This is a genomic window from Pseudophaeobacter sp. A-200-2, from assembly GCF_041008815.1.
In the GTDB taxonomy this organism is placed as follows: Bacteria; Pseudomonadota; Alphaproteobacteria; order Rhodobacterales; family Rhodobacteraceae; genus Phycobacter; species Phycobacter gallaeciensis_A.
Window position 1 is genome coordinate 230,991 of the sequence record NZ_JAXGFU010000002.1, and the last position, 11,990, is coordinate 242,980.

Below are 11,990 nucleotides of genomic sequence, written 5' to 3' on the forward strand. Positions count from 1 at the left end.
GCGTCCTCACCAAAGTCGTTGACGTTTACAGTATGGATCAGGTCGTCAAATTCTGCGCGAATCCGTGCAATTGATCGTATCATTTTGTGTTTAGATTGTGGCCTGTTTCCAGATCTGCGAGAAATCCCGGCATGAATAAGCTGATTGTTGATGAGATGAAGCCAGTAACCCTGGTTGGTGGCGGTCATCTGGGTCTGGATGACCTGAATGAGGCGTTGCGCCATGCGCCGGTGCTGGTCGCAGCGGACGGCGGTGCGGGGGCTGCGCTGGAGCAGGGACACGTACCTGAGGCGGTTATCGGGGACTTCGATTCGCTGCCTGAGGCGGTACAAAACCGGTTGCCTGCGGAAAACCTGTTCCATCTTCCAGAGCAGGACACCACCGATTTTGACAAGGCGCTACGGTCGATCCGGGCGCCGGTGGTACTGGGGGCGGGGTTCCTTGGGGCGCGCGTCGATCACCAGTTGGCGGCCTTTCACACGCTGATCCAGCCCGGGCGCAGCCCCTGCATTCTGATCGGTGCGACTGAACTGGTATTTCACGTCACCCGGCGTATTGCCCTGCCGATGGCTGCGGGCGATGTGGTGTCGCTGTTCCCGATGCAGCCGGTAACCGGACGCTCCGGTGGGCTGGTCTGGCCGATCGAGGGGCTTCAGATGTGCCCAACCAGCCGGATCGGAACATCCAACCGCGCCGTGGGGCCGGTCTGGATCGAAGCAGATGGGCCGGGGTTGCTGGGCATCGTGCCGCGCCACTATCTGGCAGCACTTATGCAGGCGATTGCGTCACCGGTGCCTTGCTAGATTGCGCCGCTTGCCGTGCCACGGCCTGTTCGCGCAGGATGACGTAAAGACCCGCCGCAACGGTGATGGTGATCCCAAGGGCGGCCAGGCCATCCGGCAGTTCGATGAAGATCAGCCAGCCGAACAGGGTGGCCACCGGGATTTCCAGATACTGCATTGGCGCCAGGGTTGCGGCCGGGGCATAGCGCAGGCTCCAGGTCATCAGCAGATGCGCGCCGGTGCCCAGAACCCCGATGCCAAGCATCAGAAAGCTGGTCCACAGATCCGGAACCACGATCTGCAAACCCTCGATCCCCAGCGGATCGCCGATCAGCAGCAGCGGCGCCAGCATAACACAGGCCATCGTGCCGGATACGGCCTGTAGGCTGATCGGATCTGTCTCCTTGGCGATCTGCCGGGTGACCATCATGAACAGGGCAAAGATCACCGCCACCGCCAGCGGCCAGAGGGCGTGCAGGCCAACTTCGGCAAAGCTGGGCTGGATCACCAAGAGGGTGCCGGCAAAGCCGACAACGCAGGCCAGGATGCGGCGCAGGCCGACCTCTTCGAGCAGGATGAACTTGCCGATCAGCAACATGATAAAGGGCATGACAAAGGCAATCGCCACCGCATCCGCAAGCGGCAGGTATTTGAGGGCGGTAAACATCGCGCCGATCCCGCCGATATGCAGCAGGGTACGCAAAAAGGTCAGCCGCAGCACACGCCCGCGCATGCGCCACATGCGGGCGCCCCCCCAGACCAGCGGCACCAGCAGAATCACCTGCGCGGCAAAGCGGACAAAAATCAGCTCTCCCAGTGGGATATGCTGGCCAAGCAGTTTGGCCACCGCATCGCCCAGCGGCGCGAGGATGCAAAAGCCAAGCATCAGAAGGATGCCGAGAAGGGGACGATCTTGGGTCATGAAACGCACGCTAGGCGGGCGTCCCGGGAAGGGCAAGACAGGTAATCCCGCCTGATCAACAATTTGGCACGTTTACGGCCAGCCCCCCAAGCGATGTTTCCTTGTATTTTTCATTCATGTCGGCGCCGGTCTGCCGCATGGTTTCGATAACCGCATCAAGCGGCACGAAATGATTTCCGTCGCCGCGCAGGGCCAGAGATGCAGCAGAGACCGCCTTGATCGCGCCAAGCCCATTGCGTTCGATACAAGGCACCTGCACCAGGCCTTTGACCGGATCGCAGGTCATGCCCAGATGGTGTTCCAGCGCGATCTCGGCGGCGTTTTCGACCTGTTCGGGGTTGCCACCCATCACGGCGCAAAGACCGGCAGCCGCCATCGCGGCAGCGGAGCCTACCTCGGCTTGGCAGCCCGCTTCGGCGCCCGAGATGGAGGCGTTGAATTTCACCAGCCCGCCGATTGCGGCGGCGGTCAGAAGGAAATCCTCGATATTGCGCTCGGATGCGCCAGGGACGTGATCGAGGTAATAGCGCATGACGGCCGGCAGTACCCCGGCTGCGCCATTGGTGGGGGCGGTCACCACCTGTCCGCCGGCGGCGTTCTCTTCGTTGACGGCAATCGCATAGACGCTGATCCAGTCGTTGATCGTATGCGGTGCAGTCAGGTTCATGCCACGCTCGGCCATCAGCGCCTCGTGGATCCCCTTGGCGCGGCGGCGGATGCTGAGACCACCGGGCAGGATGCCGTCGCGCTCCAGTCCGCGATTGATGCAATCGTTCATCACCTGCCACAGCCGCGCGGTGCCCTCTTTCAGGCTGATTTCACTGCAGCGGGAGACCTCGTTTGCGCGTTTCATTGCGGCGATGCTTTTGCCGCTCTGCTTGGCCATTTCCAGCATCTCTGCGGCGGATTTGAACGGGTAGGGCACCGGTGCGCCTTCGTCCGTCGCCTTGCCTGCCGCCAGTTCTTCCTCGGTCAGGACAAAGCCACCGCCGACAGAGTAGAACACCTGCTGCAGGATCACGTCGCCCTGCGCATCGGTGCCCATCAGGATCATTCCGTTGGCGTGGCCTTCAAGCGTGTGATCGTAGTCGAAGATCAGGTCGGTCTTCGGATCGTAGGCCAGCGTGCCCAGCCCCTCGGGGCTGACCTGACCGGTCTCGCGGATTTGGGCCAGCGCGGTTTCGGCCTTTTCGTCGTCGTAGGTGTCGGGGCGGAACCCGGCGAGGCCCAGGGTGGTGGCGCGGTCACTGGCGTGGCCGACGCCGGTAAAAGCCAGCGATCCATGCAGCGAAGCGCGCAGCCCGTGAAAATCAAAGGGCGAGGCGCGCATCTGGTCAAGGAACCGCGCCGCTGCCACCATCGGGCCCATGGTGTGCGAGGACGAGGGGCCGATGCCCACTTTGAACATATCAAAAACGGAGAGGAACATTCAGGTAGCCGATCCTTCTGGGGGATTTGCGTAAACAGGGGCGGTGAAGGGCGCAGGACCCAGACCTTCGGCGGTCTGGGCGGCAGCCGTAGCGGGGCGCTGCTCAAGGCGGTGCAGCATGGCAGAGAGGCGCGGATAGTCGGCCAGATCGAACCAGCTGCGATCCCGGCTCATGGGATACAGCGCCATCCAGCGCATCAGGCAGGCGAGATAGAGGTCCAGTATCGACGGATCCTCTGCCGCCAACCAGATGCCGCCGTCGCTGGCTGCGCGTTCCAGCGTGGTCAGATGCGTGGTGAGGCGGGCGGTCAGATGACGGTGCAACGTATCCTGCTGCGCCAGATCATCGCCGATGTATTTCTGCGGGTAGAATAACATGCGCAGGTCAGCATGCAGGGTGTTGGACAGAAAGAACAACCACTTCAGCGTCCATCCCCGGTCCGGACTATCCGCCATCGGCAGCAGCGCAGCGTGGCGGTCGGCCAGCCACAAAAGGATCGCGCCGGTCTCAAATAGGGTGCCAGCAGGCGTTTCCAGCACCGGGATCAGCCCTTGCGGGTTGAGGCTGCGATAGGCCGGGCTGTCCAGCGCGCCGCCCCGGCGGTCGATCAAAACCGTCTCATAGGGTTGCTGCATCTCTTCCAGCGCCAGCCGGATCACCAGCGAGGCGTTGTCGGGGGCATAGTGAAGGCGGTAGCTGGGCGTCATGGGGCAACCTTAGAAATACTCGTCACAGGGGTAACGTCCGTTTCCGGCGTTTCCAATAGGAAACACGCCAAAGGCTCCGCAGCCGCCAAGGATACATGGCAAAAGCCTTGGAATTGTTTCTCGCCCTTCCGGGGGACATTCTTTATAAGGCCATCAAACCCTTATCACGGAGCCGTTACTATGGCCGGAGAACTGTCACCCATCGACAAGGCAAAATTCGTTGCCGCGAAACGGGCTGCCGATCTGGTTGAAGATGGCATGCGCGTGGGGCTGGGAACCGGATCGACCGCCGCCTGGCTAGTGCGCTGCCTTGGTGAGATGGTGCGCGAACAGGGGCTGAATTTCACGGCGGTGCCGACATCGACCCGCACGGCGGAGCTGGCGCGTGAAATGGGCATCCGGGTGATTTCGCTGGATGAGGCCAAGTGGCTCGACCTGACCATCGACGGCGCTGATGAATTTGACGCCGACCTCAACCTGATCAAGGGCGGCGGCGGTGCGCTGTTGCAGGAGAAGATCGTCGCGACCGCATCCGATCAAATGGTTGTTATCGCCGATGCCGGAAAAGAGGTGGAAACACTGGGGGCTTTCCCGCTTCCGGCAGAGGTGATTCCCTTCGGTTGGCAGACCACTCAGGCGTTGATCGAGGAAACCCTTGTTTCTATGGATGTTCTGGGGCGTACAGCGACGCTGCGGATGAATGGTGATGCGCCGTTTGTGACGGATGAAGGCAACTATATTCTGGACCTGCATCTGAAGCGGATCGGCAATTGCCGACAGCTTGCCATGGTGCTGAACCAGATCCCCGGTGTGGTTGAAAACGGACTCTTTATCGATATTTGTGACACCGTCATCATCGGCTATGGCGATGGTGAGGTTGAAACACGCGATATCAATGAAGGAACCGTGGAGAAGGACAGGCTCGACTTTGTCGAGACCGACAACCTGTTCACGGATCTGGCGGACTGAAAAGGCTGAAATTCCATGAGTTTTGATTATGATCTCTTTGTCATTGGCGGTGGCTCCGGCGGCGTACGCGCGGCGCGGGTGGCGGCTGGCGGTGGTGCCAAGGTCGCCCTGGCCGAGGAAGACCGCTATGGCGGGACCTGCGTGATCCGTGGCTGTGTGCCCAAGAAACTGATGGTTTTTGCCAGCGAATACTCTGGTATGGTCGAGGATGCACAGGCCTATGGCTGGGACCTTCAGCCCGGCGCCTTCAACTGGGATGCCTTCAAGGGCAAGCTGGAAGCGGAGCTGGACCGGCTCGAAGGGATCTACCGCAATCTTCTGAAAAACAGCGGTGTCGAAAGCTTTGATGCGCGCGCAAAACTGGTCGACGCCCATACGGTGGAGCTGTCCGACGGGACCCGCAAAAGCGCCAAGCACATCCTGATCGCCACTGGTGGCCGCCCCATCGTGCCGGAATTCCCGGGCAGTGATCTGGCGATCACCTCAAACGATATCTTCCACCTCGATAAGTTACCCGAAAGCATCCTGATTGTCGGCGGCGGCTATATCGCCTGCGAATTCGCCGGTATCATGAACGGGCTGGGCGTGAAAACCACGCAATACTACCGCGGTGCGCAGATCCTGCGCGGCTTCGACGATGAGGCGCGCGGTCTGGTCTCCGATGAAATGTGCCAGGCAGGGATCAACCTGCATCTGGGCACCAATGTGATCGAGATGGCCCGCGAAGGTGACAAGATCCGCGTCAAGGCCACCAATGGCGATGAGGCGCTGTTCGATCAGGTGATGTATGCCACCGGTCGTGCGCCCAATGCCGATGATCTGGGGCTCGAAGGTCTTGGCATCGAACGCGGCCGCAAGGGCGAGATTCTGGTCGATGAATACAGCCAAACCGGGGTGCCGTCTGTCTATGCAATCGGCGATGTGACCGACCGGGTCAACCTGACGCCGGTGGCGATCCGCGAAGGCATGGCCTTTGTCGAAACCGTGTTCAACGGCAACCCGACCAGCCCGGATCACGAGCTGATCCCGACGGCAATCTTCACCCAGCCTGAAATGGGCACCGTGGGTCTGAGCGAGGAAGACGCAGCCAAGCAGGAGCCGATCGAGGTCTATGCGACATCGTTCAAGCCGATGCAGCAGGCCTTTGCCGGGCGCGCCCAGCGGGTTCTTATGAAACTGGTCGTCAGCCAGGCCACTCGCAAGGTGCTGGGATGCCATATCGTCGCACCCGGCGCGGGCGAGATGATCCAGCTGGCAGGCATTGCGGTCAAGATGGGCGCGACAAAAGAAGACTTTGACCGGACCGTGGCGGTACACCCGACCATGTCCGAAGAGCTTGTGACGATGAAGACTCCGGTCCGGACCGCTTGAATTATCGGTTTCGGACCACAGGTTAGGTCGCAGGAAAACATGTGCCGCAACCATGCGGCAGCAAAGGGATAGGAGACACATGGCGGGAAATAGCGGTGGTCCCTGGGGGGGCGGAGGCTCTTCCGGTGGCGGTGGAGGCAACCGGGGCGATAACAACGGCGGTGGCGGCGGCGGTGGCCGTCGCCCCGAGGATCCTCAGATTCCCGAAATCGACGAACTGCTCAAGAAAGGCCAGGAGCAATTCCGGGTCCTGATGGGCGGCCGGGGCGGTGATGGCTCTGGTGGTGGTGGTCGCGGTGGTTCTGGCGGCGGTGCGCCGCTGTTCACCAAAGGCACCGTAGCCATTGGCGCGATTGCCGCTGCGGTTTTGTGGGGCATGGCCAGCTTCTATTCGGTCAAGACCGAAGAACGCTCTGTCGAACTGTTCCTTGGTGAATACTGGGATACCGGCCAGCCCGGTCTGAACTTTGCCCCCTGGCCGCTGGTCACCTACGAGGTGATCCCGGTTCTGGTCGAGCAGACCGAGAACATCGGCGCAGGTTCGCGCGGGGTTGATGCCGGGCTGATGCTGACGGGCGATGAGAATATCATCGACGTCGATTTCCAGGTCGTCTGGAACATCAACGAGCCGGACAAGTACCTGTTCAACCTGCGCGATCCGCGGGCCACGATTCAGGCTGTCGCCGAATCCGCTATGCGGGAAATCATTGCCCAGTCCGAACTGGCACCGATCCTCAACCGGGACCGGGGTGTGATCACCTCGCGGCTTGAGGAGCTGATCCAGTCGACGCTGGACAGCTACGACAGTGGCGTGAACATCGTCCGGGTCAACTTTGATGGTGCCGATCCGCCAGAGCCTGTGAAGGATGCCTTCCGCGAAGTGCAGTCCGCCGGTCAGGAACGTGACCGTCTGGAAAAACAAGCGGATGCCTATGCCAACCGGAAACTGGCCTCCGCACGGGGTCAATCCGCACAGACGCTGGAAGAGGCCGAAGCCTATCGTGCTCAGGTGGTCAACCAGGCCAGCGGTGAAGCCAGCCGTTTCTCGGCGGTTCTTGCCGAATATGAAAAGGCGCCTGAGGTGACCCGCAAGCGTCTGTATCTGGAGACCATGGAAGAGGTGCTGGGCAACGTGGACAAGGTCATCATCGACTCGTCCGTCGGCGAAGGCGGCCAGGGCGTGGTGCCTTATCTGCCGCTTAACGAGTTGCGCCGGACGGAGGGCAAGTGATGAAAAAGACTACGTTTATCCTGCCCATTCTGGTGATCGCCGTTGTCGCGGCCCTGTCCGCTGTTTTCATCGTGGACGAACGCGAAAAGGCGCTGGTGCTGCGCTTTGGCCGTGTGGTCGCGGTACAGGAACAGCCCGGTCTGGCCTTCAAGGTGCCGCTGATCGACGAAGTTGTCACCTATGATGACCGGATCCTCAGCCTTGAGGTTGGTCCGCTGGAAGTCACCCCCGAGGATGACCGCCGTCTGGTGGTCGATGCCTTTGCCCGCTACCGGATCACCGATCTGCGTCAATTCCGTGAGGCGGTGGGTGCCTCCGGCATTCCGGGCGCAGAAAACCGTCTGGACAAGATCATGCGCGCTCAGACGCGTGAGGTGCTGGGTTCCGTCAGCTCGAACGACATCCTGTCGTCGGACCGGGCGGCTCTGATGCTGCGTATCCGCAATGGTGCGATCAGCGAGGCCAGCGGTTTCGGGATCGAGGTGATCGACGTGCGTCTGAAGCGTACCGACCTGCCGCAGGCGAACCTCGATGCTACCTTTGCGCGGATGCGCGCCGAGCGTGAGCGAGAGGCCGCCGACGAGATCGCCCGCGGTGAGGAAGCCGCCCAGCGGGTGCGTGCGCAAGCGGACCGGACCGAGGTCGAATTGGTGTCCGAAGCTGAACGCGAAGCCGAAGTCATTCGCGGTGAAGCGGATGCGGAGCGCAACGCGATCTTCGCCGAAGCCTATGGCCGCGATCCGGAGTTCTTCGAGTTCTACCGTAGCCTCACCGCCTATGCGCGGTCGATGCAGGACGGCAATTCCTCGATGGTTCTGTCGCCGGACAGCGAGTTCTTCAACTACCTGAAATCCTCGACCGGTGGAGTTTCGACGCGATAACGCGCTGGTTTCACAGGGTTTCGAAGAGTTTCTAAAATAAAGGGGGCCGACATTTCGTCGGCCCCTTTTCATTTGCTATGCGTGGCTTGCGTCGCGTTGGAGGGGCAGTCGGGCTGTCGTCCGCTGCCGGTGTCTCCCCAGTCTTGGTCTGGCGGGAAAAAGGCGGGAAAAGGCAGGGGCTGCAAGGAATACCCTGAGCTGCACCAAACCTGCAATTTTGTTCAAAACCTTGTGATGAGCGCCGCGCCGGGCATCCTGGTGGATTCTTGGTGCCCTTTAAGTGACGGATTAAATGGGGGAAAATGGCGCGCTCCGGTTCTCTACCGCTTTCACTTTGCCTCGAAGACGTGCAACATTCATTGCAGCGAGGGAGAGAGTCCCTACATTAATCCCATCCTGTACTTCTGCCGATCACGCGTGGAACCGCAGGCAGAGGTCAGGAGGAAAAACCGGAATGGCGATGACAAGGAGTAGTGCCGTGCAAGCACAGGCAATTTCTTATTCGGATGCGCAGGACAGGACAGGGGCGCCGTGGCGGCTTCTGATGCTCGCCCTGATCAGCAGCATCATGGTACTGGCCCAGGTCCTGATGGCCCAGGCCCGCCCCGAAAGCCTGGCACCGCTGGCGGAAAAAGTCAGCCCTGCTGTAGTCAACATCACCACCACGACCGTGATCGAAGGCCGGTCTGGTCCACAGGGGATCGTCCCCGAAGGCTCTCCCTTCGAAGATTTCTTTCGCGAGTTCCAGGACCGCAATGGAAGCAATGGCGGCAATGACCGTCCGCGCCGCTCTTCGGCACTTGGCTCCGGCTTCGTGATCTCCGAAGACGGCTATATCGTCACCAACAACCACGTGATCGAATCCGCTGACGAGATCGAGATCGAATTCTTCCCCGGCGACGGTCAGCCTGCACAGCCGCTCCCGGCGAAGGTGGTGGGCACCGACCCCAATACCGATATCGCCCTGTTGAAGGTCGATGCGCCGATGCCGCTGAAATTCGTGACCTTTGGCGACAGTGACACCGCCCGTGTGGGTGACTGGGTGATTGCCATGGGTAACCCGCTGGGGCAGGGGTTCTCTCTGTCGGCGGGCATTGTCTCCGCCCGTAACCGGGAACTTTCGGGTTCCTATGACGACTACATTCAGACGGACGCAGCCATCAACCGGGGTAACTCGGGCGGGCCGCTGTTTAATATGGATGGCTCGGTTGTCGGCGTGAACACGGCGATCCTGTCGCCTAATGGCGGCTCCATCGGGATTGGCTTTTCGATGGCGTCGAACGTGGTCAGCAAGGTGGTTAAACAGCTGAAGGAATTCGGCGAAACCCGCCGTGGTTGGCTGGGTGTGCGGATCCAGGACGTGACCAGTGACGTGGCCGAGGCGATGGGCATGGACAAAGCCAAAGGCGCTCTGGTTACAGACGTTCCCGAAGGTCCGGCACAAGAGGCTGGCATGCTGGCGGGCGATGTGATCCTCAGCTTTGACGGCAACGATGTCGAAGACACCCGCAGCCTGGTGCGCACCGTGGGTAACACCGAAGTCGGCAAGACCGTGCGCGTGATCGTCTACCGTGAAGGCAAGACTGAGACGCTCAAGGTCACGCTGGGTCGTCGTGAAGATGCCGAGCGCAAGGCCGGTCCTGCCGGTGGGGACGATACCCCGCAGGAGCAGACCGAGAAGCAGCTTCTGGGTCTGTCGGTTGGCGTTCTGAACGACCAGCTACGTGGTGAACTGAATGTCCCCGAAGGCACCAATGGTCTGGTGATCCTGTCGGTCGACGAAACCTCGGAAGCCTGGGAGAAGGGCCTGCGCGCAGGTGATGTGATCACCGAAGCCGGGCAGCAGAAACTCTCTGGCATCAGCGATCTGGAGGCCCGTATCGACGAGGCCAAGGAAGCAGGCCGCAAGTCGCTCCTGCTGCTGGTCCGCCGCAACGGTGAGCCGCGTTTCGTGGCGCTCAATCTGGCGGAATAATCCACGGACCTGCCGCCGGGCGCGGCGCAGGACTTCGTGCAAAAGGCCGGGCATTGTCCCGGCCTTTTCTATTTGGGGCCGGAGGCGGGTGGCGCCACGCTGGGCTCTGGGCTCTGGGCTCTGGGCGCGAATAGAAAAGAGCCATGTGCTGGCGGGCACATGGCTCTTGTAGGTACAGGCGGGCATTGGGATGGAACGGTAAATGCCTGCCCTTGAAATGACCTTCGCAGATCAGCGTTCCCGGCTCTGTGACCCAGTTCACACCAATGTCAGAAAATGTGTTTTTGGATTGTTTGGCTCAGATCAGTTCCGGTTCCGCCAGCAGGCCCAGGGCCGTGCGATCGAGGATCTGCAGGGCGCCGCGGTTGATTTCGATGATGCCGCTGCGTTTCCAGTTCGACAGTGTTTTCGACACCGCCTCGCGGGTGGCGCCGACGAATTCGGCAAGCTCACTTTGCGACAGCCCCAGTCGCCCGTCGCCGCTGTCCGGGGTAAGGTACAGCAATTTGCGGGCCAGCCGGACCGGCATCGGCAGAAACACCTGTTCATTCAGCTGTGCATTCATCCAGCGCATGCGCTGCCCCGCCAGTCGCAACAGGTCCCCGGCCAGTTCGGGATGTTGCTGGATCTGAGCCAGCACATCCCGATTGCGCAGTCGCCGGATACGGCTGGGCTCACTGGCGGTGACTGTCGCGGTGCGGGCGCCCGGATCAAATAGGGCAATCTCTCCAAACACCGCTCCGGGGCGCATCAGATCGAGCGTCAGCTTGCGCCCCGCGATGGACAGGATCGAGAACTCCAGGGCGCCCTCGATGATGGCATAAAGCGCATCGCCGGTATCGCCTTGTTCGAACAGAACTTCGCCTTGGGACAGCCGGATGTCGCTGGCCTGGCTTTCCAGCATCTGCCGCAGCGGCGCCGAGGCCCCGGAAAGGAACCCTGTGTCCGGCAGGCGGTCATGTCGCATCGTGTCATCTCCGCAGAGGTTTGCCCGGCATGCCGTTGTCCGGCGCCGGTACGGTCTTTTGCGCCAGACACTATCAGAGGCGGGGCGGGCGGGGAACTGCTGTTGCGCTTACGATTTCGGGATCGCGATCAGGCCCAGACGGCGGGCGCTGTCCAGCGACAGGATGTGGCTCTCAAGGCCGTGTCGCTGCTGATAGCGCAGGATCGCCTGCCGCGTGGGCCGGTCCAGCTTGCCGGTAACGCTTCCCTTGTAGTGCCCCCGCACGGCCAAGGCGCGCTGCAGCGAGGCGATGAAGTCCGGCGTCATGTCGACGGGGCAGGTGATCTGCAGCCAGCTTTCGGTGCGCGGGCGCACGATGTCCTGCCGGGTTTCGGTGCGGAAGACAGCGGGCTGAACAATCCGGCCATCGGCGTCGCGCTGTTCCGGCTCGGCCAAAACCTGGACAGTTACCGTTTCGATGATGGCGGGGCTGACGTGGCGGTCCCAGCAACTGTCCGGCGCCGCGCCGGGCGGGGCTGCAGGTCGGGAGCGCGCATCGGCGCCGGTGCCGGGGGCACTGGCCGGTGTACAGGCGCTGAGCGCTGTGAATGTCAGAAGGATGACCGAGGACCGGAACAGGGGGCGCCGCAGCAACCCTGCCAGATGTCTTATCTGGGGCGGCATCGACGGGCGTTTCAGCTGTCGTATCTGGAGCCTCGGCAAGGGGGCGCTGATCATATGCTCGGACCTCTGAGGGTCTGCAGGCAGACCGGCGG

The 11,990-nt window shown here is 61.6% G+C and carries 11 protein-coding genes; 6 read left to right on the top strand and 5 right to left on the bottom strand.

The window, feature by feature from the left end:
• Nucleotides 1-131 precede the first annotated feature (131 nt).
• Entirely contained in the window at nucleotides 132-803 is a 672-nt protein-coding gene (locus SM766_RS03705; protein ID WP_368946975.1) for a thiamine diphosphokinase, read from the top strand.
• Here the strand turns inward: SM766_RS03705 and SM766_RS03710 are convergent.
• Genes SM766_RS03710 through SM766_RS03720 form a run of 3 tightly spaced genes read right to left on the bottom strand, consistent with a single transcriptional unit; the run spans nucleotide 769 to nucleotide 3,841 of the window.
• Entirely contained in the window at nucleotides 769-1,704 is a 936-nt protein-coding gene (locus tag SM766_RS03710) for a DMT family transporter (RefSeq protein ID WP_274832440.1), read from the bottom strand. The genes SM766_RS03705 and SM766_RS03710 overlap by 35 nt on opposite strands.
• A 55-nt stretch (nucleotides 1,705-1,759) precedes the next feature.
• Nucleotides 1,760-3,133: an L-serine ammonia-lyase gene (locus tag SM766_RS03715; protein ID WP_368946976.1), complete on the bottom strand. Its 1,374-nt coding sequence runs from the start codon at nucleotides 3,131-3,133 to the stop codon at nucleotides 1,760-1,762.
• Complete coding sequence (locus SM766_RS03720; RefSeq protein ID WP_368946977.1) at nucleotides 3,134-3,841, bottom strand: glutathione S-transferase family protein; 708 nt, start codon at nucleotides 3,839-3,841, stop codon at nucleotides 3,134-3,136.
• Nucleotides 3,842-4,021: 180 nt separating this feature from the next.
• Here SM766_RS03720 and rpiA point away from each other — a divergent pair, with 180 nt between their 5' ends.
• The 5 genes from rpiA (at nucleotide 4,022) to SM766_RS03745 (ending at nucleotide 10,268) form a co-directional block, all read left to right on the top strand.
• Entirely contained in the window at nucleotides 4,022-4,810 is a 789-nt protein-coding gene (rpiA, locus tag SM766_RS03725; protein ID WP_274828289.1) for a ribose-5-phosphate isomerase RpiA, read from the top strand.
• Between the two features lie 15 nt (nucleotides 4,811-4,825).
• Nucleotides 4,826-6,181: a glutathione-disulfide reductase gene (gor, locus tag SM766_RS03730; protein WP_368946978.1), complete on the top strand. Its 1,356-nt coding sequence runs from the start codon at nucleotides 4,826-4,828 to the stop codon at nucleotides 6,179-6,181.
• 79 nt (nucleotides 6,182-6,260) lie between these two features.
• Nucleotides 6,261-7,412 (top strand): FtsH protease activity modulator HflK, encoded by a 1,152-nt coding sequence (gene hflK, locus SM766_RS03735; RefSeq protein WP_065270861.1) that lies wholly within the window; start codon nucleotides 6,261-6,263, stop codon nucleotides 7,410-7,412.
• Nucleotides 7,412-8,293 carry a protease modulator HflC gene (hflC, locus tag SM766_RS03740; RefSeq protein WP_065270860.1) on the top strand — a complete coding sequence of 294 codons (882 nt, stop codon included), beginning with the start codon at nucleotides 7,412-7,414 and terminating at the stop codon, nucleotides 8,291-8,293. The genes hflK and hflC overlap by 1 nt, the downstream gene beginning before the upstream one ends.
• A gap of 544 nt (nucleotides 8,294-8,837) precedes the next feature.
• Nucleotides 8,838-10,268, top strand: a complete 1,431-nt coding sequence (locus SM766_RS03745) for a Do family serine endopeptidase (protein WP_237028448.1) — start codon at nucleotides 8,838-8,840, stop codon at nucleotides 10,266-10,268.
• A 298-nt stretch (nucleotides 10,269-10,566) separates the two neighbouring features.
• On the opposite strand, the gene SM766_RS03750 is transcribed toward SM766_RS03745, so the two are convergent.
• Both SM766_RS03750 and SM766_RS03755 read right to left on the bottom strand, forming a co-directional pair.
• Nucleotides 10,567-11,235 (bottom strand): Crp/Fnr family transcriptional regulator, encoded by a 669-nt coding sequence (locus SM766_RS03750; protein ID WP_065270858.1) that lies wholly within the window; start codon nucleotides 11,233-11,235, stop codon nucleotides 10,567-10,569.
• 108 nt (nucleotides 11,236-11,343) lie between these two features.
• On the bottom strand, nucleotides 11,344-11,952 hold the full coding sequence (locus tag SM766_RS03755) for a peptidoglycan-binding domain-containing protein (RefSeq protein WP_368946979.1): 609 nt from the start codon (nucleotides 11,950-11,952) through the stop codon (nucleotides 11,344-11,346).
• Between the last annotated feature and the right edge of the window lie 38 nt (nucleotides 11,953-11,990).